The sequence below is a fragment of the Bacillus sp. FSL R7-0685 genome (assembly GCF_038002425.1).
GTDB lineage: Bacteria > Bacillota > Bacilli > Bacillales > Bacillaceae > Bacillus > Bacillus subtilis.
This window is the reverse complement of sequence record NZ_JBBOCN010000001.1, coordinates 2,333,173-2,355,396: the sequence shown is the minus strand read 5'-3', so window position 1 is coordinate 2,355,396 and position 22,224 is coordinate 2,333,173. Positions and strand designations below refer to the sequence as shown.

Below are 22,224 nucleotides of genomic sequence, written 5' to 3'. Positions count from 1 at the left end.
ATTCGAAGCTTTATTTTAGTACACCCCGTATATTTCCTTCATTTTAAATCTAAAATTCAACGAAAGCAAACATTTAAGCCCTTTTTTAAGCAGAATGCTGAAAAAATGTTTCTAGCACGAAAGGATTGTTCTTTTCAGAGGCAAGATTCACATTTTGAGCTTGATCCTGTATTCTTGTAGGTATCTGGTTCTAGTAGGAGGAAGGAAACGTGGAATTACTTTTTTTAGGGACGGGAGCCGGCATTCCCGCCAAGGCGAGAAATGTAACGTCGGTGGCATTAAAATTGCTTGAAGAAAGGCGTTCGGTATGGCTTTTTGACTGCGGGGAAGCCACACAGCATCAAATTTTACATACAACGATTAAACCTCGTAAAATAGAGAAAATCTTTATTACACACATGCACGGCGATCATGTATACGGACTTCCGGGGCTTCTGGGGAGCCGTTCCTTTCAAGGCGGAGAGGACGAGCTGACAGTGTACGGACCTAAAGGGATCAAGGCGTTTATTGAAACTAGCCTTGCCGTCACGAAGACCCATTTGACATATCCGCTTGCGATCCAGGAAATTGAAGAAGGAATCGTGTTTGAGGACGATAAGTTTATTGTCACAGCGGCATCTGTTATTCATGGAGTGGAAGCCTTCGGGTACCGTGTGCAGGAGAAAGACGTACCGGGTTCCTTGAAGGCTGATGTATTAAAAGAAATGAACATCCCGCCCGGACCTGTATATCAGAAAATCAAAAAAGGCGAAACGGTAACGCTTGAAGACGGACGAATTATCAATGGGAATGATTTTCTGGAGCCTCCCAAAAAGGGAAGATCTGTTGTGTTCTCCGGTGATACGAGAGTAAGTGACAAACTAAAAGAGCTTGCGAGGGATTGTGATGTGCTTGTTCATGAAGCAACCTTTGCTAAGGAAGACCGTAAACTTGCTTATGATTATTATCACAGTACAACGGAACAAGCGGCTGTAACAGCGAAAGAAGCAAGAGCGAAGCAGCTCATTTTAACCCATATCAGCGCAAGATATCAGGGAGATGCTTCTTTGGAGCTTCAAAAAGAAGCGGTTGACGTTTTCCCCAATAGCGTGGCGGCATATGATTTCTTAGAGGTAAACGTCCCGCGAGGCTGAAGGCGGAGCTCTTATTTGACAATTTGTGATGACGTTGTATAATAAAACGTAATCATTACGCTTTATAAGGAGATGTTAATTATGAGAGTAAATGTTACTTTAGCCTGCACTGAAACGGGAGACCGAAATTACATCACAACAAAAAATAAACGCACCAATCCAGACCGTTTGGAGCTGAAAAAATATTCACCGCGTTTAAAGAAATATACCCTTCACCGTGAAACAAAATAATATTAAAGACCGGGAATCCCTTACGGCCCGGTCTTTTTTTACGTTAATTGACTGCCTGGTAAAGAGGAGCGGCCTGCTGGCACGCTGCGCACCATACGTCATAAATAGCCAAGTGAACGATATGAGGTTCATCATGATGGATGTTGTGGGAGCTGTTTTTAGCTTGAATCCAGCCGCTTTGGTTAGATAGAGACAATATGCTGCTGTGCAAGTTTTGCCACTCCTGTTCAGCAGCGAATTTCTCAGTCCGTTCTCCTGATGACAACACAAGAAGAGGCATGTTTCCTAAGTGGACTTGCCGCTTTTTGAGCTCCTGCAGACTTTTTGAAAACTCTGCATGTGTGCCCTCAAGCATCATCTTTCTCGTATGTGATTTGTGCATTTCTTCGGGTATAAAGGTAAAGCTGGCGCAATCGCCTAAAGCTGGGTCAAGAAGGACCATGCCGATAATATCATGCTTGTTTTTGCAGGCCCATAAACCGGTGATGACAGCTCCGTATGAGTGTGAAACAGCCAAATAAGGAGGTTTTACATCAGCTGCTTTAAGCAAACTCTCCAATTCTTTCACTTGTTGATCAGCTGTTCGTTTAGCTCTGCTTTGCCCGCTTTTTCCTATGCCTGCCCGATCATATGTGAAAATGCCAAATTCATCATCAATGTCCGCCATTAATGGTTTCCACGTCTCAGAAGAAGTACCATAGCCGGCCTCAAAGACAATCGTTACACCGCTTGATCCTTTCCGGTGCTGTGTATGAAACGCACATCCGTCAATTGTATATGTCTTTTCCATCCAAGCTGATTTCATTGGAGTCATCTCCTCTAATTGGTTCTACTAGGGAGACGGAGAACCTTAGCCGATCGTTTCTCTAAAAATAAAAAAAGAGATATCCTCTACAGGATATCTCTTATGGGCATTACCAGCCTCTTTCGTATTGAACAGGGGCCGGAATCTCTGTATTGAGCTGTTTCGCAGCAGTTCTTGCAAAGAATGGATCCCGCAAAAGCTCTCTGCCGATAAAGATAAGGTCGGCACGTCCGTTTTGCAGAATTTCTTCAGCCATTGAACCGTCTGTAATCATGCCGACGGCACCAGTAGCCATGTCCGCCTGTTCACGGATTTTCTCAGCGAAGCTGACCTGATAGCCAGGGAATACGTTAATGTCTGCGTGAACAAGGGCGCCTGAGCTGCAGTCAATTAAGTCAACACCCTGCTCCTTCATCCATTTTGCAAAACCGATGTGATCGGCAATGTCTAAGCCTTTATCAGTGTAGTCAGAAGCAGATACACGGACAAATAAAGGACCGTCCCATACTTGTTTGACTTCATCAATGATCTCTCTCAAGAAACGATAGCGGTTTTCAGGTGAGCCGCCATATTCATCTGTGCGATGGTTGGAAAGCGGAGACAAAAATTCATGAATTAAATATCCGTGCGCCGCATGAATTTCAATCACATCAAAGCCGGCTTCTTTTGCGCGGGCAGCCGCTTGCTTGAACTCCTGGACCGTTTCTTTTACTTTTTCTGCTGACATTTCTACAGGTGTTGCTGATTGTTCGTCAAACGCAATCGCCGATGGAGCGAAGATATCTCCTTCAAGCTCAGCTTTACGTCCGGCATGGGCAAGCTGAATGCCGATTTTTGAACCTTGTTCTTTGACCTGCTCAGTCAGTTTTGCAAAGCCTTCAATATGCTCGTCGCTCCAAATGCCTAAGTCTTGGTCAGTGATTCGTCCTTGAGGGTTAACCGCTGACGCCTCTACAATAATCAGTCCGACCTGGCCGATTGCGCGCGATATGTAATGTGCCATGTGGAACGGTGTTAATTTTCCGTCCTTTTCATGAGAAGAATACATGCACATTGGCGACATGACAATGCGGTTTTTTAACGTCATATCTTTAATTGTAATAGGTGTAAATAATTTTCTGGCCATTTCTTTCGCCTCCCGTAAGGTTTTTAGAGATTGATTATATCAAGTCATTTCTTTCCCGTCATATAAACTGCTCAAATGAACCGCTTTTGTCAAACATTTCTGTATAATAGACGAGAAATCAGTTTATTTTTCAGTATAGAAGCATTTTTATTCATAGGAGGGGCGGAATCAATGAATTGGCAGACGAAGGACGAATTGCTGGCACTTTTAACTTCTCTTGTGCAATACGAAAGCATCACCGGTTCAAAGGGCGAGGCAGCGCTTGCAGAGTATCTTTATTTTATTTTGAAGGACAAGCCCCATTTTCAAAAGCACCCTGATGATGTAACACTTCATCCGATGGACGATGGCAGATCTTTTCTTACGGCTCTAGTCAAAAAGAAGAATGTCAAAAAGACAGTGCTTCTGCTGAGTCATTTTGATGTCGTTGACATAGAAGATTACGGCGAATTTAAACATATGGCTTGCAAGCCTGCTGAGCTTTTGAGCTCCTTTTTAGAGAAAAAAGAGCTGCTCCCGGAACGTGTGAGAAGAGATGCCGAAAGCGGAGACTGGCTGTTCGGAAGAGGGACGATGGATATGAAAGCGGGGCTTTGTGTTCAACTGTCGATGCTGGAGAGGGCAATGAACGGGCATTTTGAGGGCAATCTGCTGTTGATAACGGTTCCGGATGAGGAAGTGAATTCAAGAGGCATGATTGAAGCGGTTCCTGCATTGAAGGAAATGGAGAAAAAGCATGATATCACATTAACCGCTTGCCTGAATGCCGAACCGATGTTTGAAAAATTTCCCGGCGATCAGCAGCAATATTTTTATACAGGAAGCATTGGCAAGGTGCTTGCGGGTTTTTTCTGCAAGGGGATTGAGACACATGTTGGAGAGCCGTTTTCAGGCCTAAACGCAAATTTAATGGTATCTGAGATTAACCGTTTGCTTGAACTGAATGCTGATTATTGTGAAAAGGTTGATGGCGAGGTCACTCCGCCACCGGTAAACTTAATGCAAAAGGACTTGAAAGAGGCATATTCAGTCCAGACACCGCATACAGCCGTCACATTATTTAATGTGCTGTCAATGAAACGCTCAGCTAGTGAGCTGCATCAGATGCTGCTTAAAACAGCAGAACAGGCGGCGGAGGAAATCATGTCGAACGTTCGGAAGAAAACACAGGATTTTCAACAATTTGAGCCATTTCAGCCGATTGAGCGGGACGTCACTGTTTTGACATTTGATGAGCTGGTCTCGCGTGCAAAAAAGCGTGCGGGGATCTCAGAAACAGAGCGGGCTCTAAATTATGCCTTTGCTAACAGGGGGGAGCTTGGAGACAGGGATTTTTCGACGAAAATTGTTTCTGAGCTTGCTTCGCTTTGTAAGGAGGATGCGCCGCTCATCGTTCTGTTTTATAGTCCGCCGCTTTATCCAGCTGTTTCTTCAAAGGATGATCAATTGATCAGAAATACAGCAGATCAGATAAAGCATTATGCGGCTGAGCGATACGGCATTGCATTACGGGAGGTTCAGTACTTCCCCGGACTTTCGGACTTGAGTTATCTTCAGCTGGAAAAACAGGAGGTTGATGCATACACAAGCAATATGCCGCTCTTTAACAGAGGATATTCATTGCCAAGCGGTAAAAATCAGGCTTTATATGTTCCGGTTTTAAATGTCGGTCCGGCTGGTAAAGACCCGCATAAATGGACGGAAAGATTGTATATGCCTTATTCCTTTGAAGTGCTTCCCGATTTGCTTTCATTTACGATCTCCGCGCTATTAAAGCAATCAGAATCTGCCGGCCAGCTGCTGCGGGAAAAATAAAAAACAGAAGGCACAGTGCCTTCTGTTTTTGTCTTACATCTAAGAATGTCTCTCTAAGGCGGCAACGGCAAACTGTTCTTTGATTTCTGCGCTCCGTTTAGTTGTTTCTTCAATACAGTGAATAATTGCTTCTTCAAAGCGGGAGTCCTGTAAAGCGCGAAGACCTGCCTCTGTAGTGCCCCCAGGACTGGTGATTTCTTTACGCAGCTTTTCCGGCTGTTTGCCGCTTTGAAGGAGCATATCTGTTGCCCCTGCCATTGTCTGCAAAATGAGTGCTTTTGCCGTTTCTTTATCTAATCCTACTTTTTGTGCCGCTTTTTCCATCGCCTCAATATAACGATACACATAGGCCGGGCCGCTGCCTGCGATTGCAGTGACAGCGTCAAGATCTCGCTCCTCAACCAGTGTTGCATCACCGATTGTTTTCAATAGAGCTTTTGCGGCACTAATATCATTCTGGCTTGCTTCAGCGCTTACGGAAAATCCGGTTGCTGATTTTCTGATTGCCGCTGATGTATTCGGCATGACGCGAATGACCGGGAGCTTTCTGCCAAAATAATGCTGAATGGTTTCGATGGTAAGGCCTGCAAGTACTGAAATGACAAGCTGGTCCTTGATATACGGCCGTATGCTGTCGATGCTTTCCGCCGCGTCTTTCGGTTTGAAAGCGAGGATAATGATATCGGTGTGAGTGAAAAACTCATTTTTATCTCTGCATGGACGCACGCCGTACGTTTCCTTTAATTCAATCAGACGCTCGTCATTTGAGCGATTTGTAATATAGATATGTTCTGGTTTTGTGATGCCGCTTTGCAAAATGCCGTTGATCATTGCTTCTGCCATTGACCCGGCGCCGACAAATCCTATCTTTTTCATTGATATCCTCCTTCTATCAGAACAACAAAAAACCTTTTCATCACGTAAAGGACGAAAAGGTTCGCGGTACCACCCTCATTAGCACAAATTGTGCTCAGCTCAAATCCCCGTAACGCGGGAAACGTTTAGGTTTTCCTAACCGCGACTTGAGGGCAGGTTCTACAAACAAGCGGGCCGCAACACCTTTCAGCCGGGGGTATCGCTCTCTTAGGCCATTGCCTTGTATACTATTCCTCGTCATAGCGTTCCAATGGTTCTCGTTTTAGTTTGTTGTTCATTATGCAATGGCGGACAAGCTAATGTCAATAGCTTTTTCAAAAAGGTTTGTTCTCATTCTGCAATAATGACACAAGACCGAGAAAAAGCTAAAATATGAATAATGAATGAAGACAAGGAGCGAAAGGATGACAACTGAAGATGTAATTGCGATCCGCGTCCCGACGCCGTTTGCTGTCGGCGATGTTATCGTTTACCTCGTAAAAGGTGATGCACTGACACTTATCGATGCCGGGCCGAATACAAAAGAGGCTGCCAGAGCCCTACAAGAGCAGCTTGCCGCTGTAAATGTGAAAATGTCAGATATCGAGCAGGTTGTACTGACTCACCATCATGCTGATCATGCAGGCTTGCTTATGTCTTTTCAGATGAAATCGAAGTGATTGGGCATGCGTTCAACGAACCTTATATCAGCCGAAATCAAGCCTTTATGGATTGGCAAAAACGTTTTTTTCAAAAGCTGCTGCCTGAATTAGGCGTTCCATTTGATACGGGGAAGGCGGAAAAGCTGATTCGATCAGCGTACGCATTTTCCTGTACGAGATCTCTGACAAAATCAATCAGAGAAGGTATGGGCATAGATGGGCTTGAGGGCTGGTCTGTGTTGGAGATGCCTGGACATGCTGAATCGCATATCGTTCTGTTCCATGAAAAAAGCGGAAGGATGCTTGGCGGCGATCTACTGCTGGCAAACAGCTCGTCTAATCCGATTTTGGAAGCGCCGAAAGCGGGAGACGTTAGGTCAAAGCCTTTAGTGGATTATCAGCGGTCATTGCGAAGGCTGTCTCAACTTGATCCAACAATCGTATTTCCTGGTCACGGCGAGCCTATCACCAGTGTACAAGCGCTGATTGAGAAGCGTTTTGACAAGCAGAGGAACAGGACGGAGGATGTGCGTCGCATGCTGGATGAAAAGCCGATGACCGCTTTTCAGGTCTGTCAGCAGCTTTTTCCTGCTGTATATGAAAAGGAATTGTTTTTAACGATGTCAGAAACGGCAGGTCACCTTGATGTGTTGGAGGCTGAAGAAGCCATCACGTCATATTGGGAAGGAAATACCGCATACTTTAAAACAATGAAGAGGTGAAATGGGTGAAACATATAGCGGGAAAAAGGATTTGGATAACCGGCGCTTCAGGAGGGCTTGGAGAAAGAATCGCATACTTATGCGCGGCTGAAGGAGCCCATGTCCTGCTGTCTGCTAGACGCGAGGATCGTTTGATAGAAATCAAAAGGAAAATAACCGAGGAATGGAGCGGACAGTGTGAGATTTTTCCTCTGGATGTCGGCCGCCTAGAGGATATCGCCCGGGTCCGCGATCAGATCGGCTCGATTGATGTACTGATTAACAATGCAGGCTTCGGTATATTTGAAACGGTTTTAGACTCTACATTGGATGACATGAAAGCGATGTTTGATGTGAATGTCTTCGGCCTGATCGCCTGTACAAAAGCGGTGCTTCCGCAAATGCTTGAGCAAAAAAAGGGCCATATCATCAATATCGCCTCTCAAGCGGGGAAAATCGCAACACCGAAGTCGAGCCTGTATTCCGCGACCAAGCATGCCGTGTTAGGTTACTCAAACGCTTTGCGGATGGAGCTTTCGGGAACCGGCATTTATGTGACAACAGTCAACCCGGGACCGATTCAGACGGACTTTTTTTCCATTGCTGATAAAGGCGGGGACTACGCCAAAAATGTCGGCCGCTGGATGCTTGATCCTGATGACGTAGCAGCTCAAATTACAGCTGCAATTTTTACGAACAAGCGGGAGATCAATCTTCCGCGTTTAATGAATGCCGGCACTAAGCTGTATCAGCTGTTTCCAGCTCTTGTAGAAAAGCTGGCAGGACGCGCGCTCATGAAAAAATAATGATGGAACTGCCTGTAGTGGAGTGGCTTGTTTCTCACGGGGCAGTTTTTGATAGTGGAAGGGAGAGATTGTTGAATGTCAGTTCATTCAGAAGTCCTTCATGCTCTGCTTAAAGATCCGTTTATTCAGAAACTGATTGATGCAGAGCCTGTATTCTGGGCAAATTCAGGCAAGAAAGAGGGGCCATTACCCCGTGCAGATGAGTGGACAACCGAGATAGCGGAAGCGGAAAAAAGAATGCGGCGGTTTGCACCTTACATTGCCGAGGTGTTTCCTGAGACGAAAGGCGCTAAAGGAATCATCGAGTCTCCGCTTTTTGAGGTTCAGCATATGAAGGAAAAGCTGGAAGCGGCATATCAGCAGCCATTTCCGGGAAGATGGCTTTTAAAGTGCGACCATGAGCTTCCGATTTCAGGATCGATTAAAGCGAGGGGCGGGATTTATGAAGTGTTAAAGCATGCTGAAAATCTCGCGCTTCAAGAAGGAATGCTTCGGGAAACCGATGATTACCGCATCTTACAGGAAGAGCGGTTTACCGGGTTTTTCTCCCGCTATTCGATTGCTGTCGGTTCGACAGGAAATCTGGGTTTAAGCATCGGCATCATCGGCGCGGCACTCGGGTTTCGCGTGACAGTGCATATGTCCGCCGATGCTAAGCAGTGGAAAAAGGATCTCCTCCGCCAAAAGGGAGTCACTGTTATGGAGTACGAAACAGATTACAGCGAAGCGGTCAACGAAGGGAGACGGCAGGCGGAACAAGATCCATTCTGTTATTTTATTGATGATGAACATTCTCGTCAGCTGTTCTTAGGATATGCTGTTGCTGCAAGCCGATTAAAAACACAACTTGACTGTATGAATATACAGCCGAGTCTTGAGACGCCTTTGTTTGTGTATCTGCCGTGCGGAGTCGGCGGAGGACCGGGCGGTGTAGCATTTGGGCTGAAGCTTTTATACGGAGATGATGTTCATGTGTTTTTCGCAGAACCAACTCATTCACCTTGTATGCTGTTAGGGCTTTATTCAGGACTTCACCAGAAGATCTCCGTCCAGGATATCGGCCTGGATAATCAGACTGCTGCTGACGGACTTGCCGTAGGGAGGCCGTCAGGATTTGTCGGCAAGCTGATTGAACCGCTTCTGAGCGGCTGTTATACGGTAGAGGACAATACGCTTTATACTTTGCTTCATATGCTGGCTGTATCTGAAGATAAATATTTAGAGCCCTCTGCTCTTGCGGGCATGTTCGGGCCGGTTCAGCTTTTTTCGACAGAAGAGGGAAGGCGCTATGGTCAGAAATATAAGATGGAACATGCCGTACATGTCGTCTGGGGAACGGGAGGAAGCATGGTTCCAAAAGATGAAATGGCTGCGTATAACCGAATTGGTGCTGATTTGCTAAAAAAACGAAATGAAAAATAAGCAGACAGTGAAAAGGTTTTCCGTTACAATCTTTGTAAGGGTTTTAACCTACAGAGAGTCAGGTGTAAACAGTGAAAAATAAAGAACTTAACCTACATACTTTATATACACAGCACAATCGGGCGTCTTGGTCTGGTTTTGGGGGGCATTTGTCGATTGCTGTATCTGAAGAAGAGGCAAAAGCTGTGGAAGGATTGAATGATTATTTATCTGTTGAAGAAGTGGAAACAATCTATATTCCGCTTGTTCGCTTGCTTCATTTGCATGTCAAGTCTGCGGCTGAACGCAATAAGCATGTCAATGTTTTTTTGAAGCACCCACATTCAGCCAAAATTCCGTTTATTATCGGCATTGCCGGCAGTGTCGCAGTCGGAAAAAGCACGACGGCGCGGATCTTGCAGAAGCTGCTTTCGCGTTTGCCTGACCGTCCAAAAGTGAGCCTTATCACGACAGATGGTTTTTTATTTCCTACTGCCGAGCTGAAAAAGAAAAATATGATGTCTAGAAAAGGGTTTCCTGAAAGCTATGATGTAAAGGCGCTGCTCGAATTTTTGAATGACTTAAAATCAGGAAAGGACAGCGTAAAGGCCCCGGTGTATTCCCATCTAACCTATGACCGCGAGGAAGGTGTGTTCGAGGTTGTAGAACAGGCGGATATTGTGATTATTGAAGGCATTAATGTTCTTCAGTCGCCCACCTTGGAGGATGACCGGGAAAACCCGCGTATTTTTGTTTCCGATTTCTTTGATTTTTCGATTTATGTGGATGCGGAGGAAAGCCGGATTTTCACTTGGTATTTAGAGCGTTTTCGCCTGCTTCGGGAAACAGCTTTTCAAAATCCTGATTCATATTTTCATAAATTTAAAGACTTGTCCGATCAGGAGGCTGACGAGATGGCAGCCTCGATTTGGGAGAGTGTCAACCGGCCGAATTTATATGAAAATATTTTGCCGACTAAATTCAGGTCAGATCTCATTTTGCGTAAGGGAGACGGGCATAAGGTCGAGGAAGTGCTGGTAAGGAGGGTATGAAATTGTGCATCATATTGAACTGTATGTCTCTGATTTGGAGGCGTCTAGGCGGTTTTGGGGCTGGTTCTTAAAAGAACTTGGTTATAAAGAGTATCAAAAATGGAGCTCAGGCATCAGCTGGAAGAAAGATCGTTTTTACCTAGTGATTGTGCAGGCGAAAGAGCCATTTCTAGAGCCGGAATACCATAGATGCCGAGTCGGTCTGAACCATCTCGCATTTCATGCTGAATCCAAGCTTCAAGTCGATCAGATGACTGAAAAACTGACGGCAAAAGGTTATCGTGTGTTGTACCGAGACAGGCATCCTTTTGCCGGAGGAGACGGGCATTATGCAGTCTATTGTGAGGATCCGGACCGGATTAAGGTAGAGCTCGTTGCCCCAAGCTGTTAATCGTGATCTTCGGACAGGCTGTTCAGCTTTTTCTCAATGCGATCCAGCTGCGCTTTTCGGTTTTTCGCATACTTGAAGCCTGTAACAGACGCAAAGATGACAGCGGCAAATATAATAAATACAAACAGCTGAAACATCACATCACCTATATTCATGTTCTTCACCTCATGTTTGCGGGAGAGATTCATTCTCTTCCGTTTTTTATGTAAAGCGGCTTTTCCAGACGGGAACGGTGTTTTGTGGTCTCCATTTTCATTTGCCGATAGGCGAACGCTAAAAATGGCAGGCCGAGCAGGGTAATGCCGCTCAGGACAGAAAAAATATAAATCGGCCGGCCAGCGCCAAACAGGTCTATACATATCCCCCCGACCCAAGGGCCGATGACGTTTCCGAGCTGTGAAAAACCGATTGCCCCGAAATAAGTGCCTTTTAATCCTGGTTTTGCAATCTGGTCTACATACAAATCCATCATAGAGAATAAAAGCACTTCGCCGATTGTAAATGTGATGACAATCATCACAATTGATGGAACACCGTGTGATACGGTGAAAATGGCCATGCTGATGCTAACCATCACATTACCGAGCATCAGAGAACAAAGCGGCGAAAACCGTTTTGCAAAATGGACAATGGGAAATTGCGTCGCCAACACAACGATTGCGTTTAATGTCAGCATCAGCCCATACAGCTTCGTTCCATTGCCGATCAAGGGGTTCTGCGCCATATACTGAGGGAATGTGGAACTGAATTGTGAGTAGCCGAAGGTGCATAGCGTAATGCCGACCAAAGCAATTGTAAAAAGATAATCCTTTTGCGTGACCATAAACGCTTCCCGCACGCTCATATTTCGGGACTGGGCTGGTGCTGATAAGGATGGATGTTTTTTAAATTGGAGGGCAAGCACAATTCCGTATAGTCCGTAAATGACTGCAGGCACCAAAAAGGGCGTAGTCGATTGCGATGAGCCGAAATATAGGCCAAGCACAGGTCCGAAGACAACGCCGATATTAATAGCCGCATAGCGTAAATTAAAAACTAGCAGTCTCGTTTTTTCTTCTGTCATATCAGACAACAAGGCCTTTGAAGCGGGCTCAAACAGTGATTTGCAAAGACCGTTTAATGCGTTTACTACAAAAAACACCCAGAGATTAGATGCTGCCGCAAAGCCTGCAAATACCAGCATCCATCCGAAAATCGATACAAGCATCATGTTTTTTCTGCCGAATTTATCTGAGATATATCCGCCGTAAAAGCTTGCGAGGATGCCGACTGATGAGCTCGCGGCGATGACCAGCCCTGCATAGGAAGCTGATGCGCCTTGGACGGCTGTCAAATAAATCGCTAAAAAAGGAATGCTCATCGATGTTGCCATTCTGCCGAAAATGGTTCCGATTATAATTGTCCAGCTGATCGGGTGGATATCTTTCCATTTCTTCATGAATTATATTCTCTCCTGTATGTATGATCTTTCTCTATCATATATGAAAAAATTTCCTTCTCCAATAGATCGTTCAAAATATTTCGTTATTGACATGTAGTATGCCTGATTGTATGGATGGCAATATACTATGCGTTGAGGATGCGTGTGGCTGACGGAGTTTACATCTTGAAAGAAGGAAAATGACGGGATGTCCGATGAAAAGCAAAGCGATTGGTCAGTGAGGGTGTGTTTGAAACATTAAAAGAGTTTAAGCCGCCAGGACGTAGATCATATCGGCAGTGAAACCGGCTATGAGATCAAGATGTAAGCTGAAAACCGATGGACCGCATGACAGAACAAGAGAGCACATCTCTTCGAAAAAGTGTATACGCGTGATCATGGACAGCTTATTCCGTTTTGCGCGAGCACTGAGGGGAATTTTACGGCAGGCCATATGAATCTATGGAGCGTGAGAAAATCCTGCTTTTTTCTGTAAGCCTGAGACTGTTTATTTGTTTCAGGCGGTGTTTTCAAAGGGAAGCCGCATCAGCGGCTGAAAGAACTGACAGTCATGCGTTTAAGAGAACAGGCCTTGGTTTGTGACATAGTCATAAATGATATCTTCTATATGCGCATGCAAATCCTCATCCGGTTCTTCATTCCGTCTCTCTTGTAGAGCCGCTTTCAGGCTTTGTTTTTCATACGGGCTTAACGGATCTATAGCAACGTTTCTGCCGTATTGCCGCAATGCCTGTTCCATCATTTTTTCGACAAATTTCTCCATCATGACTCTCCTATCCTTATGCTTCACTTTTATTCTACTAAATGTTTTTCTTCTCTCAAACCCTTGGATCATATTTTCTGTCAGACAAGAATCATTTACCAGTATAAAACGAACATACTTTCGCATATAATGAGAACGAACATAAGTTCTTTTTAGAGGTGTGTATGATGAAAGAAAAAGTGATTTTTCTCGTTGACATGCAATCGTTTTATGCATCTGTAGAGAAAGCGGAAAATCCACATTTGAAAAATAGGCCCGTCATTGTTTCGGGTGACCCTGAAAAAAGGGGCGGAGTCGTATTGGCTGCCTGCCCGCTGGCGAAACAAAAAGGTGTGGTGAATGCTTCACGGCTGTGGGAGGCGCAGGAAAAGTGTCCTGAGGCTGTTGTGCTCCGGCCGCGTATGCAACGGTATATTGATGTATCACTGCAAATTACGGCCATTCTCGAGGAGTATACAGACCTTGTGGAGCCTTATTCTATCGATGAACAGTTCATGGACATTACAGGCAGCCAGAAGCTGTTTGGGACGCCGATGGAGATCGCGAAAAGCATTCAGGGCAGAATCATGCGGGAGATCGGCGTTTATGCGCGGGTCGGAATCGGCCCTAACAAAGCGCTGGCCAAAATTGCGTGTGACAATTTTGCCAAAAAGAATACGAACGGTATTTTTACCTTAACGAAAGAAAATATGAAAACCGAAATGTGGACGCTCCCGGTGGGCAGCATGTTTGGCGTCGGGAGCCGCATGAAGCATCATTTAAATCGAATGGGCATCAGCACGATCGGCGGGCTCGCGGCTTTTCCGCTCGATCTTTTAAAAAAGAAATGGGGCATTAACGGCCACGTGCTGTGGATGACGGCAAACGGAATCGACTATTCCCCTGTGTCAACTTCGTCTCTGGACGGGCAAAAGGCGATAGGCCATGGAATGACTCTCCCGAGAGACTACGAACACTTTGACAAAGAAATCAAGGTCGTATTGCTTGAGCTGAGTGAAGAAGTGTGCAGGCGAAGCCGAAACGCCGGGGTCATGGGGCAGACGGTGTCAGTGAGCTGCCGGGGTGCTGATTTTGATTGGCCGACGGGCTTCAACCGGCAAGTGAAGCTGGCAGAGCCGACTAATTCTACGCAGGATGTATATGAGGCTGTACGCCGGCTGTTTCTTACATTTTGGGACGGGAAACCTGTCCGCCGTCTCGGTGTCAATCTGTCTCAGCTCTCATCTGATGACATATGGCAGCTCAATTTATTTCAGGATTATGCAAAGAAAATGAGCCTAGGCTATGTGATGGACGGCATTAAAAATCGATTCGGCGACACAGCAATCATCAGGGCGGCGTCACTGACAGCGGCAGGCCAGGCATTTGAACGTGCGGCTAAAATAGGGGGGCATTATAAATGAACGATCATTTAAAAAGGGGCAACCTGCTGTGGGAAGGGAGCAGGATGTTTCTGCCGGAACATAAGCAAAGCCTGCTGGAGAGAAAGCGGCTTAAACAGAAGCTGCAAAAGCCGATCCTTGACCCCGATAAGCTGGAAGAGATGAATCAAACGCTTTGCGCCGCGATGGAGTTCGCTCAGGATATCACTGTCAGCTGCTTTCAGGACGGTGAGATTGTCCGCTGCACCGGGAAGATCTGCCGGTATGAAGAGTTTGAAAAAGCAGTATGGATAAAAGGAGATGAGGATCAGCTTTATAAGCTGAGACTTGATCAAGTGCTTGATATTGTACTGTAAAGTCTCTCCTCCTGCTTGGGGGAGAAATAGGCTAAAATGATGAAACATTGTTCCCTCGGCAGTCTGGAAACGTATGATACAGGAAAGAAGGCATTTACAATTCCAGCCAGGCAAAATATAATTTTTATATTGTGAGAAAAAGAGCTGACATTCGTTTTGCCAGACGGAGGGAGATCAAATCGTAATGGATATTCGAACAATCACGTCTTCAGATTATGAAATGGTAACGTCTGTACTGAATGAATGGTGGGGCGGCAGACAGCTGAAAGAAAAATTGCCGAGACTATTTTTTGAGCATTTTCAGGACACAAGCTTTATTACATCCGAACATAACAGCATGACGGGATTTTTAATCGGATTTCAATCGCAATCCGATCCTGAAACGGCGTACATTCATTTTTCCGGTGTGCATCCGGATTTCAGAAAAATGCAAATTGGGAAACAATTGTATGATGTATTTATCGAAACAGTAAAACAAAGGGGCTGCACCCGGGTGAAGTGTGTCACTTCACCTGTGAATAAGGTATCAATCGCATATCACACAAAATTGGGGTTTGATATTGAAAAGGGCACCAAAACGGTAAATGGCATCTCAGTGTTTGCAAACTATGATGGCCCGGGCCAAGACAGGGTACTGTTTGTCAAAAACATATGAGGGGGAAATATGATGGATTTTTTATCAAAAACACCTGAGCCTCCTTACTATGCAGTCATTTTTTCTTCTGTCAAAAGCGAAAATGACACAGGATATGGAGAAACAGCGGAGTGGATGGTATCACTTGCGGCGGATCAGCCTGGATTTTTAGGCGTGGAAAGCGTACGTGAAGCGGATGGAAGGGGCATCACAGTTTCCTATTGGGACAGTATGGACGCAATTAACCATTGGAAGCATCACACTGAACATCAAGCGGCAAAAGAAAAAGGAAAAAGCCTTTGGTACGAGTCGTATGCAGTCCGCGTCGCAAAAGTCGACAGACAGCGGCTGTTTCAGGAGAACACGAATGATTGAATTTCTCCAGCATAAGGAAGCCGCTATAGCGCGTGAGATTTTAGCCATACAGATCCCCGCCTACATAAAGGAAACAGAGATTATCGGTTTTGACGGTATTCCCGCTTTACAAGAGAAGGTGAAGGATATTCAAGCATCCCATGAACGGTTTGCGGGATATCGGAAAAACGGCAAGCTGATCGGTGTCATTTCATATGAGAAAAACATGCATTATCTCACCATTTGCAGGCTTGTTGTGCATCCTGACGGTTTCAGAAAAGGAATTGGACGAGCGCTTCTGCAATTTGTCATTGATCATAATGAAGACGCTGAGAAAATCGAAGTAGTCACAGCCGAGAACAATACCCCGGCTGTGTCACTCTATACACAGGCCGGATTCCAAAAGGCAGAAACCGTCAAAGCAGCGCAGGGTCTATTGCTGACGGTCTTTCATTTGTATCCGAAAAGAAAAGTTGAGGTCATTCTCTACAACGAAAAATGGGCAGAATGTTTCGATGAAGAAAAAGAACGGCTGAAACTTGTGTTCGGGCCGGAGATTATCGCTGTTCATCACATCGGAAGCACATCAATACCGAACATGGCAGCGAAGCCAATCATTGATATGTTAATTGAAGTCAGAAGCATTGAAGCCGTGAGCCAATTTGATGAACAAATGAAGGCTAACGGCTATACACCAAAAGGTGAAAACGGCATAGCGGGCAGGCGTTATTTCCAAAAGGGCGGAAATAAACGCACTCATCATGTCCATATGTACGAACAGGGAAACCCTGCTATTGAAAGGCATCTGTTATTCAGAGATTATCTCAGAGCTCATCCAAACATAGCGAAAGAATACGCCGTTCTCAAAAAACGGCTGGCGGCCCAGCATCCTGACAGCATCAATCAGTACATACAAGGGAAAGATGAGTGGATCAAGACTGCAGAAGAAAATGCGAAGCGGTGGAAAAAAGGCAGAAACAATGCGAATGGCAGTGTTGTATGCTACAATAGCGAAAATGATGAAAACGGGGGTTTCACCTTATGAACATACATGTGACAGATGCAGCAAAACAGGCACTGCAGCAGGCGTTTGACGCCAACCCGGGAAAAAAAGCCCAGCTTCGTTACGATGCAGAAGGATGCGGCTGCGCTGTAAGCGGTGTCCCGACAATCTGGCTGGCAGAAGAATTAACGGGACAGTGCGAGCAGCTGGAAACGAACGGCATTCCGCTGTATATCCAATCGTCGCAAAAAGTGTTTTTTGACGATCAAATGACGATCGATTACAATGAAAAAGCCAAAACATTGGCGCTGAAAAGCCCGGCTGAAATGCTCAGCCCCAGAATGAGCATATTAGTAAAGTAGGAGACGCGAAACGTGGAACAAAAGCTGAAGGCAATGAAGAACACAGCACAAAATAAAACGTGGGTATCCTTCCTGAATCAAAACCATCCCTATACCTTGCTTCACTGGTCAATCGGAGGAGCAGAGTCCATCAAGAAAGATGTCTGGCTATTGCAGGATGAAATGACCTTCGAGACGCAGGAGTTTACAACGATAGATCTTGCGATTGAATGGATCAGAGAAAATATGGATGGCATTACCGACGTTCTGTAACATAAAAAAGCGAAAGAGCCGAAGAGGCCTTTCGCTTTTTTATTCTGTTGAATCATTCATGTTGTCTAAAAACTCCTGCACTGTTTTTCGGTACGTATCCCGATTTTTGGTATATGACATGGCGTGTTCACCGTTCTCGGCAATGTACAGCGCTTTCGGCCCGCGTTTCTTTTTATAAAGCCGCTCGGTTGAAGAAACAGGAATGTAGTCATCATCCTTACTGTGAATAAAGAGGACCGGCTTTTCGATTTTATCAATGACAGCAAGCGGAGATACTTCGCGTGCGCGATAGCCGCCCCTCAGCTTCAAAAAGAAGTCGGCGATAGGGAGCAGGGGCCAAGACGGGAGCCTGTATTCCGCTCTCAGCCGGTAGGCAAGCTGTTCATCAAAACATGCGAACGGACAATCGGCAATATAAAAATCAGCGCCATCGCTGCAGTGTGCACCAGCATAAAGCAGGGCGGTCACAGCTCCCATAGACTCACCGTGAATTCCGATCAATCCGCGATGATTTGTTTTGTTTTTGAGCCAGCTGACAACCTTATTGAGATCATCCTTTTCGTAAAACCCGTAGCTGGTCGTCTTTCCGCCGCTTTGGCCATGCCGGCGATGGTCATAAATGAGCACATTCCAGCCGAGATCTAGAAATAAATGCATATACTTAAGAGAATTCAGTACATTCATCGTCACCCCGTGGCAGATGATGATGGTATTTGGTGTGTCATGCGGTGCGACATGGTATCCTTTTATGTCGTACCCGTAAGCGGAGGGTATCACAAAAGCGGTTTTCTCCATTTGTTCAAATGATTCAAACACATCATGTCCGTTGTCTGTCTCTCTTTTGATAATGTCTTCATCCGTTTTTTTCTTGATGAATAGAATCATATTTGAAAAAACAATTCCGATTGCGATGACAGCTGTTACGAGAGCGCCAATGGCCAAAAGGATTTTCTTCAAAAGTCACAGCACCTTTCAACTAAATATAGGTAATTCGTGTTTAAAATCATTATACCTAAACACTGCTCCGCTGAGAAAGTGATCAGAAGAGAGTCTGCTTGTTCAGTGTATATGCTCCGTGATAAACTGTCTTCAAAACAAAACATGGGGGAAGTCTGAATGAAAAAACAAAAATCCGCTGACAAACACCAGCTAAAAGACGGCCTTCAATCCGATATCAAAGCAAAGCTTATGGAGATGAAGAGCCAATTGAAGGAAGAGGATGAAAAGAGGCAGGAAAGAGAAAAAGCAGAACAGATTAGAAAGAAAAAAGAGATCGAAAAAAATAAGAGCTTTGAAGAACTCCTAAATGAAAGCCAAATGGATTGGCATCAATATAAATAAACCAGCACCCGTACAGGTGCTGGTTTTTCTGCTATGAGCGATGAGCTTTGTAAATGTCTTGTTTCGTATGAGATTGGAGCGCTTTGATTTCCTCTTCGGTTAAACGCCGTGCATTTGCTGCCTGAATATTTTCCCGTAACTGCTCAATCTTACTGGCGCCTGTAATCACTGAAGCGACAGCCGGCTGTGCTAGCAGATACTGCAGCGACTTTTCTGTCATGGAAAGATCGGGAGCCACTTCCTCCATTGCCTTGCGGGCATTTGTCAGTTCCTCGAATGAATAGGACAAGTACCCGTTTTGTTTCATACTGTCTGAAGCTTGATCAAGCGGTTTTTCAGTTAAGAGCCCTTTGGCAACAGGACCTCTGGCGACTACGCTGATTTGATGTTCCTCTAAAAGCGGGAGCCATTCCTCAGGGCGTCTGTCAAACAGGCTGAATTGCATCATAATGCTGACGATGTTTGATTTTTTTACATATTCTTTAATCACATTCGGGCGGATGGAAGAAATGCCGTAGTAGCGGATGACACCTTCTTGTTTTAATTCCTCAAACGCTTCGATCGTTTCATCAATGTTGTCCTCTATCGTGCCGCCGTGAAGCTGATAAAGGTCGATATAATCTGTTTTCAGCCGTGTAAGGCTCTTTTTTACAGCCTCTTTTATGTAAGCTTTTGAAGGGTCCCAATACCAGCCCTCGCTTCCGTCATCCCAACGGTTTCCCGCTTTTGTTGCCAGTATAATATCCTGGCGACTGTTTTGGATCGCATCACCGACAATTTCTTCGTTGCGTCCCCGGTCATACAAATCCGCTGTATCCAAATAGTTGATGCCAAGCTCGATCGCTTCATCCAGAATGGACAATGCTTTGTTTTTTTCAGTTCCAAGAGACATACAGCCGAGTCCGACTTCACTAATGTCTAAATCAGATGTACCCAATTTGCGCTTTTTCATGTGCACACTCCTTTTTTAGGCTTTGTATTGACCGTAATATAAAGGAGCTAAAGTTTCAACTTTTATGGCTTTGAGATCCAATCTTTCACATATTGAAATGTGCGTCCATACTCTTTTAACTTCGCCCGAATTTCCCATGCTTTTCCGACTAAGACAACACCTTTTGGCATGCGGTGCACTTTCACGAAGAAGCCCCCTTTTGCTCTAGTATGATAAAATGTATGGGGCATCATATAGAGACAGAACGGGAGATGAAGAAATGAAATCATTAGAAGAAAAAACAATTGCCAAAGAACAGATCTTTTCGGGTAAAGTCATTGATCTTTATGTCGAGGATGTAGAGCTGCCAAACGGCAAAGCCAGTAAACGTGAAATTGTGAAACACCCTGGAGCTGTAGCGGTACTAGCCGTCACAGATGAAGGGAAAATCATCATGGTCAAACAATTCCGTAAGCCGCTTGAGCGGACGATCGTTGAAATTCCGGCCGGTAAGCTTGAAAAAGGTGAGGAGCCGGAGTATACGGCACTTCGGGAACTTGAAGAGGAAACCGGTTATACAGCAAAAAAACTGACAAAAATAACTGCGTTTTATACATCACCCGGATTTGCAGATGAAATCGTTCACGTTTTTCTTGCTGAGGAGCTTTCTGTGCTTGAAGAAAAACGGGAGCTTGATGAGGACGAGTTTGTTGAAGTGATGGAGGTGACGCTTGAAGATGCGCTAAAGCTGGTTGAATCGCGTGAAGTATACGATGCTAAAACAGCCTACGCCATTCAGTATCTTCAGCTGAAAGAAGCGCTCCAAGCACAAAAATGAAAAAGATTTACGCGGATTTACATATTCATATCGGCCGGACCTTTACAGGAAGGGCTGTCAAAATAACAGGTGCCAAAACATTAACGCTGGACAGAATATTGGTTGAAGCCAGTGAACATAAAGGAATTGAACTCCTCGGCATTATCGACTGTCATTCTCCGGAAGTCATTCTAGAGCTTGAGGAAGGCATTTCATCTGGAAAATATCGCGAGCTTGACGGGGGAGGAATTCGTTATCGCAGCACGACTCTTTTATTGGGGAGCGAGCTGGAGATTTATGATGAAGCTTGTAGCGGACCGATCCATGTGCTCGTATTTATGCCGACGTTGGCTGATATGAAACAGTTTTCAAACTGGCTGTCAGCCCGGCTGAAAAATATTCATTTAAGCTCGCAGCGGATTTATGAAACGGGCTTAAACCTGCAAAAAAAAGTGCAGGATATGGGCGGCTTGTTTATCCCCGCCCATATCTTTACGCCGCATAAAAGCTTATATGGAAAAGGGGTTAAATCAAGCTTAACTGAGGTTTTTGATCCATCTATGATAGACGCGGTGGAGCTTGGATTAAGCTGTGATACAGACATGGCATCACACGTATCGCAATTGAATCCGTATCCTTTTTTAACAAATTCTGATGCGCATTCGTTGGGGAAAATCGGCAGAGAATATAATGAACTATATGTGCAGTCAGCTGATTTTACTGAATTTGCTCTTGCATTAAAGGGACAAGATGACAGGAAAATTATCGCAAATTATGGCTTGGACCCGTTATTGGGGAAATATTATCAGACGGCTTGCGAAGCGTGCGGAGAGCCTGCTGTAAGCGGGGAAACAGCGTGCGCGAATTGCGGAAATGCCAGATTTACCAAGGGAGTCAGCGAAAGATTGCGTGAATTGAGTGATCAGCTTGAAGTTCGCGTCCCGCGTCCGCGATATGTACATCAGATCCCGCTGCAATTTGTTCCGGGTGTAGGCCCGAAAACGCTGGACAAACTAAAAAAAGCCTTCGGAACAGAAATGGCTGTTCTTCATGAGGCTGCAGAAGAAGATTTGGCTCGCGTTGTCCCGCCGAAAACCGCGGCGCTTATCGTAAAAGCGAGATCCGGAAAACTGGAATTGAAAGCCGGAGGAGGAGGAACCTACGGTAAAATTAAACCGTGAGCTAAAGATTAACTCAGTTCCTCCTGTACTTTTCTTTTTGTGCGTATAAAGGTAATCAGCTGGATGATTTCATCTTCACTCAGCGGCTGGCCATCAACAGAAATGGTAAAGTCAAGGCTGCTCCACGTGGCCAATTCTATGGCCTGAGGAGCAGTCTGCTTTTGTTTCTCGCGGCCTAAAAGTTCATCGCAGGTTGTGTCAAAGAGGTCAGCCAGCATGGCAAGCGCTTCAAGTGAAGGCCGTCGGTAGCCTGACTCGTAGCCGGCATATGTGCTTTTTGCGATACCGAGAAGGTCAGCTGTATATTGAAGCGACCAATTTTTCTTTTTTCTCAATTCAGTTAAACGATCTAGATTCATGAACTTCCGCTCCTTTTTCACCTTGAGCTGATTATATCATATAGGTATTAGGAAGTGTACGCGAATTGAA

27 protein-coding genes and 1 pseudogene are annotated in these 22,224 nt (G+C 45.2%); 18 read left to right on the top strand and 10 right to left on the bottom strand.

Annotated elements, in window-relative coordinates:
- Positions 1–209 precede the first annotated feature (209 nt).
- Both rnz and rpmG read left to right on the top strand, forming a co-directional pair.
- Complete coding sequence (gene rnz / locus MKY50_RS12185) at positions 210–1,133, top strand: ribonuclease Z (RefSeq protein WP_134991284.1); 924 nt, start codon at positions 210–212, stop codon at positions 1,131–1,133.
- An 81-nt stretch (positions 1,134–1,214) separates the two neighbouring features.
- On the top strand, positions 1,215–1,364 hold the full coding sequence (gene rpmG, locus MKY50_RS12180) for a 50S ribosomal protein L33 (protein WP_003226511.1): 150 nt from the start codon (positions 1,215–1,217) through the stop codon (positions 1,362–1,364).
- 43 nt (positions 1,365–1,407) lie between these two features.
- On the opposite strand, the gene MKY50_RS12175 is transcribed toward rpmG, so the two are convergent.
- Together MKY50_RS12175 and namA are read right to left on the bottom strand one after the other, a co-directional pair.
- On the bottom strand, positions 1,408–2,169 hold the full coding sequence (locus MKY50_RS12175; protein WP_003230373.1) for an alpha/beta fold hydrolase: 762 nt from the start codon (positions 2,167–2,169) through the stop codon (positions 1,408–1,410).
- 109 nt (positions 2,170–2,278) lie between these two features.
- On the bottom strand, positions 2,279–3,295 hold the full coding sequence (namA, locus tag MKY50_RS12170; RefSeq protein ID WP_003230377.1) for an NADPH dehydrogenase NamA: 1,017 nt from the start codon (positions 3,293–3,295) through the stop codon (positions 2,279–2,281).
- A 171-nt stretch (positions 3,296–3,466) separates the two neighbouring features.
- Here namA and MKY50_RS12165 point away from each other — a divergent pair, with 171 nt between their 5' ends.
- Positions 3,467–5,110, top strand: coding sequence for a M20/M25/M40 family metallo-hydrolase (locus MKY50_RS12165; RefSeq protein WP_229762716.1), 1,644 nt, complete (start codon positions 3,467–3,469; stop codon positions 5,108–5,110).
- 39 nt (positions 5,111–5,149) lie between these two features.
- Here MKY50_RS12165 and proC read toward each other — a convergent pair whose 3' ends face one another.
- Positions 5,150–5,986 (bottom strand): pyrroline-5-carboxylate reductase, encoded by an 837-nt coding sequence (gene proC, locus MKY50_RS12160; protein ID WP_106073537.1) that lies wholly within the window; start codon positions 5,984–5,986, stop codon positions 5,150–5,152.
- Between the two features lie 404 nt (positions 5,987–6,390).
- Between proC and MKY50_RS12155 the strand changes: the two are divergent.
- The 5 genes and pseudogenes from MKY50_RS12155 to MKY50_RS12135 all read left to right on the top strand — a co-directional run bounded on the left by MKY50_RS12155 (position 6,391) and on the right by MKY50_RS12135 (position 10,978).
- Positions 6,391–7,349: pseudogene (locus tag MKY50_RS12155) on the top strand (MBL fold metallo-hydrolase).
- A 5-nt stretch (positions 7,350–7,354) separates the two neighbouring features.
- The gene (locus MKY50_RS12150; protein WP_032722073.1) at positions 7,355–8,134 is read left to right on the top strand and encodes an SDR family oxidoreductase; all 780 of its coding nucleotides are present in this window, start codon (positions 7,355–7,357) and stop codon (positions 8,132–8,134) included.
- Between the two features lie 75 nt (positions 8,135–8,209).
- The gene (gene dsdA / locus MKY50_RS12145) at positions 8,210–9,556 is read left to right on the top strand and encodes a D-serine ammonia-lyase (protein WP_003230387.1); all 1,347 of its coding nucleotides are present in this window, start codon (positions 8,210–8,212) and stop codon (positions 9,554–9,556) included.
- A gap of 71 nt (positions 9,557–9,627) precedes the next feature.
- Positions 9,628–10,587 (top strand): type I pantothenate kinase, encoded by a 960-nt coding sequence (gene coaA, locus MKY50_RS12140; RefSeq protein WP_014480189.1) that lies wholly within the window; start codon positions 9,628–9,630, stop codon positions 10,585–10,587.
- A 4-nt stretch (positions 10,588–10,591) separates the two neighbouring features.
- Positions 10,592–10,978 carry a VOC family protein gene (locus MKY50_RS12135; protein ID WP_080287617.1) on the top strand — a complete coding sequence of 129 codons (387 nt, stop codon included), beginning with the start codon at positions 10,592–10,594 and terminating at the stop codon, positions 10,976–10,978.
- Here the strand turns inward: MKY50_RS12135 and MKY50_RS12130 are convergent.
- From MKY50_RS12130 to MKY50_RS12120, 3 genes are all read right to left on the bottom strand, one after another.
- The gene (locus MKY50_RS12130) at positions 10,975–11,133 is read right to left on the bottom strand and encodes a hypothetical protein (RefSeq protein WP_032679889.1); all 159 of its coding nucleotides are present in this window, start codon (positions 11,131–11,133) and stop codon (positions 10,975–10,977) included. The two genes, MKY50_RS12135 and MKY50_RS12130, sit on opposite strands and share 4 nt — an antisense overlap.
- Positions 11,134–11,162: 29 nt before the next feature.
- Positions 11,163–12,416 (bottom strand): MDR family MFS transporter, encoded by a 1,254-nt coding sequence (locus MKY50_RS12125; RefSeq protein ID WP_015714218.1) that lies wholly within the window; start codon positions 12,414–12,416, stop codon positions 11,163–11,165.
- A 559-nt stretch (positions 12,417–12,975) separates the two neighbouring features.
- A complete protein-coding gene (locus MKY50_RS12120; RefSeq protein WP_014477257.1) occupies positions 12,976–13,182 on the bottom strand; it encodes a YqzH family protein in 207 nt (68 codons plus the stop codon).
- 164 nt (positions 13,183–13,346) lie between these two features.
- Between MKY50_RS12120 and MKY50_RS12115 the strand changes: the two genes are divergently transcribed.
- From MKY50_RS12115 to MKY50_RS12085, 7 genes are all read left to right on the top strand, one after another.
- Positions 13,347–14,585 (top strand): DNA polymerase IV, encoded by a 1,239-nt coding sequence (locus MKY50_RS12115; RefSeq protein WP_341116730.1) that lies wholly within the window; start codon positions 13,347–13,349, stop codon positions 14,583–14,585.
- Positions 14,582–14,920 carry a YolD-like family protein gene (locus MKY50_RS12110; protein WP_003230403.1) on the top strand — a complete coding sequence of 113 codons (339 nt, stop codon included), beginning with the start codon at positions 14,582–14,584 and terminating at the stop codon, positions 14,918–14,920. Before MKY50_RS12115 ends, MKY50_RS12110 begins: the two co-directional genes overlap by 4 nt.
- A gap of 184 nt (positions 14,921–15,104) precedes the next feature.
- Positions 15,105–15,575: a GNAT family N-acetyltransferase gene (locus MKY50_RS12105; protein ID WP_004398668.1), complete on the top strand. Its 471-nt coding sequence runs from the start codon at positions 15,105–15,107 to the stop codon at positions 15,573–15,575.
- A gap of 9 nt (positions 15,576–15,584) precedes the next feature.
- Positions 15,585–15,929 (top strand): antibiotic biosynthesis monooxygenase family protein, encoded by a 345-nt coding sequence (locus tag MKY50_RS12100; protein WP_032729078.1) that lies wholly within the window; start codon positions 15,585–15,587, stop codon positions 15,927–15,929.
- Positions 15,922–16,953, top strand: coding sequence for a GNAT family N-acetyltransferase (locus MKY50_RS12095; protein ID WP_341116727.1), 1,032 nt, complete (start codon positions 15,922–15,924; stop codon positions 16,951–16,953). The genes MKY50_RS12100 and MKY50_RS12095 overlap by 8 nt, the downstream gene beginning before the upstream one ends.
- Positions 16,950–17,273: an iron-sulfur cluster biosynthesis family protein gene (locus MKY50_RS12090; protein ID WP_003226552.1), complete on the top strand. Its 324-nt coding sequence runs from the start codon at positions 16,950–16,952 to the stop codon at positions 17,271–17,273. Before MKY50_RS12095 ends, MKY50_RS12090 begins: the two co-directional genes overlap by 4 nt.
- A gap of 12 nt (positions 17,274–17,285) precedes the next feature.
- A complete protein-coding gene (locus MKY50_RS12085) occupies positions 17,286–17,525 on the top strand; it encodes a YqkC family protein (protein ID WP_003230411.1) in 240 nt (79 codons plus the stop codon).
- Positions 17,526–17,564: 39 nt separating this feature from the next.
- Here the strand turns inward: MKY50_RS12085 and MKY50_RS12080 are convergent, their stop codons facing one another.
- Positions 17,565–18,482 (bottom strand): alpha/beta hydrolase, encoded by a 918-nt coding sequence (locus MKY50_RS12080; RefSeq protein WP_086344042.1) that lies wholly within the window; start codon positions 18,480–18,482, stop codon positions 17,565–17,567.
- A gap of 159 nt (positions 18,483–18,641) precedes the next feature.
- Between MKY50_RS12080 and MKY50_RS12075 the strand changes: the two genes are divergently transcribed.
- Positions 18,642–18,866, top strand: coding sequence for a YqkE family protein (locus MKY50_RS12075; protein ID WP_003230416.1), 225 nt, complete (start codon positions 18,642–18,644; stop codon positions 18,864–18,866).
- A 31-nt stretch (positions 18,867–18,897) separates the two neighbouring features.
- Here the strand turns inward: MKY50_RS12075 and MKY50_RS12070 are convergent, their stop codons facing one another.
- Together MKY50_RS12070 and mciZ are read right to left on the bottom strand one after the other, a co-directional pair.
- Entirely contained in the window at positions 18,898–19,818 is a 921-nt protein-coding gene (locus MKY50_RS12070) for an aldo/keto reductase (RefSeq protein WP_341116726.1), read from the bottom strand.
- A 62-nt stretch (positions 19,819–19,880) separates the two neighbouring features.
- Positions 19,881–20,003 carry a Z-ring formation inhibitor MciZ gene (mciZ, locus tag MKY50_RS12065; protein ID WP_003230420.1) on the bottom strand — a complete coding sequence of 41 codons (123 nt, stop codon included), beginning with the start codon at positions 20,001–20,003 and terminating at the stop codon, positions 19,881–19,883.
- A gap of 74 nt (positions 20,004–20,077) precedes the next feature.
- On the opposite strand from mciZ, the gene nudF reads away from it, so the two are divergent.
- Positions 20,078–20,635, top strand: a complete 558-nt coding sequence (gene nudF, locus MKY50_RS12060) for an ADP-ribose pyrophosphatase (RefSeq protein WP_004398600.1) — start codon at positions 20,078–20,080, stop codon at positions 20,633–20,635.
- Complete coding sequence (locus MKY50_RS12055; protein WP_033884655.1) at positions 20,632–21,795, top strand: TIGR00375 family protein; 1,164 nt, start codon at positions 20,632–20,634, stop codon at positions 21,793–21,795. Before nudF ends, MKY50_RS12055 begins: the two co-directional genes overlap by 4 nt.
- 8 nt (positions 21,796–21,803) lie before the next feature.
- On the opposite strand, the gene ansR is transcribed toward MKY50_RS12055, so the two are convergent.
- Positions 21,804–22,154, bottom strand: a complete 351-nt coding sequence (ansR, locus tag MKY50_RS12050; protein WP_004399024.1) for an HTH-type transcriptional regulator AnsR — start codon at positions 22,152–22,154, stop codon at positions 21,804–21,806.
- Positions 22,155–22,224 lie beyond the last annotated feature (70 nt).

What these genes read in the sequence shown, in the direction of transcription:
- MKY50_RS12130 (WP_032679889.1), bottom strand. Translation starts at nt 11,133, where the DNA reads ATGAATATAGGTGATGTGATGTTTCAGCTGTTTGTATTTATTATATTT.
- MKY50_RS12110 (WP_003230403.1), top strand. Translation starts at nt 14,582, where the DNA reads ATGAACGATCATTTAAAAAGGGGCAACCTGCTGTGGGAAGGGAGCAGG.
- nudF (WP_004398600.1), top strand. Translation starts at nt 20,078, where the DNA reads ATGAAATCATTAGAAGAAAAAACAATTGCCAAAGAACAGATCTTTTCG.
- MKY50_RS12115 (WP_341116730.1), top strand. Translation starts at nt 13,347, where the DNA reads ATGATGAAAGAAAAAGTGATTTTTCTCGTTGACATGCAATCGTTTTAT.
- namA (WP_003230377.1), bottom strand. Translation starts at nt 3,295, where the DNA reads ATGGCCAGAAAATTATTTACACCTATTACAATTAAAGATATGACGTTA.
- MKY50_RS12055 (WP_033884655.1), top strand. Translation starts at nt 20,632, where the DNA reads ATGAAAAAGATTTACGCGGATTTACATATTCATATCGGCCGGACCTTT.
- MKY50_RS12165 (WP_229762716.1), top strand. Translation starts at nt 3,467, where the DNA reads ATGAATTGGCAGACGAAGGACGAATTGCTGGCACTTTTAACTTCTCTT.
- MKY50_RS12090 (WP_003226552.1), top strand. Translation starts at nt 16,950, where the DNA reads ATGAACATACATGTGACAGATGCAGCAAAACAGGCACTGCAGCAGGCG.
- MKY50_RS12125 (WP_015714218.1), bottom strand. Translation starts at nt 12,416, where the DNA reads ATGAAGAAATGGAAAGATATCCACCCGATCAGCTGGACAATTATAATC.
- MKY50_RS12105 (WP_004398668.1), top strand. Translation starts at nt 15,105, where the DNA reads ATGGATATTCGAACAATCACGTCTTCAGATTATGAAATGGTAACGTCT.
- ansR (WP_004399024.1), bottom strand. Translation starts at nt 22,154, where the DNA reads ATGAATCTAGATCGTTTAACTGAATTGAGAAAAAAGAAAAATTGGTCG.
- MKY50_RS12120 (WP_014477257.1), bottom strand. Translation starts at nt 13,182, where the DNA reads ATGGAGAAATTTGTCGAAAAAATGATGGAACAGGCATTGCGGCAATAC.
- rpmG (WP_003226511.1), top strand. Translation starts at nt 1,215, where the DNA reads ATGAGAGTAAATGTTACTTTAGCCTGCACTGAAACGGGAGACCGAAAT.
- MKY50_RS12095 (WP_341116727.1), top strand. Translation starts at nt 15,922, where the DNA reads ATGATTGAATTTCTCCAGCATAAGGAAGCCGCTATAGCGCGTGAGATT.
- MKY50_RS12175 (WP_003230373.1), bottom strand. Translation starts at nt 2,169, where the DNA reads ATGAAATCAGCTTGGATGGAAAAGACATATACAATTGACGGATGTGCG.
- proC (WP_106073537.1), bottom strand. Translation starts at nt 5,986, where the DNA reads ATGAAAAAGATAGGATTTGTCGGCGCCGGGTCAATGGCAGAAGCAATG.
- dsdA (WP_003230387.1), top strand. Translation starts at nt 8,210, where the DNA reads ATGTCAGTTCATTCAGAAGTCCTTCATGCTCTGCTTAAAGATCCGTTT.
- MKY50_RS12070 (WP_341116726.1), bottom strand. Translation starts at nt 19,818, where the DNA reads ATGAAAAAGCGCAAATTGGGTACATCTGATTTAGACATTAGTGAAGTC.
- MKY50_RS12100 (WP_032729078.1), top strand. Translation starts at nt 15,585, where the DNA reads ATGATGGATTTTTTATCAAAAACACCTGAGCCTCCTTACTATGCAGTC.
- MKY50_RS12075 (WP_003230416.1), top strand. Translation starts at nt 18,642, where the DNA reads ATGAAAAAACAAAAATCCGCTGACAAACACCAGCTAAAAGACGGCCTT.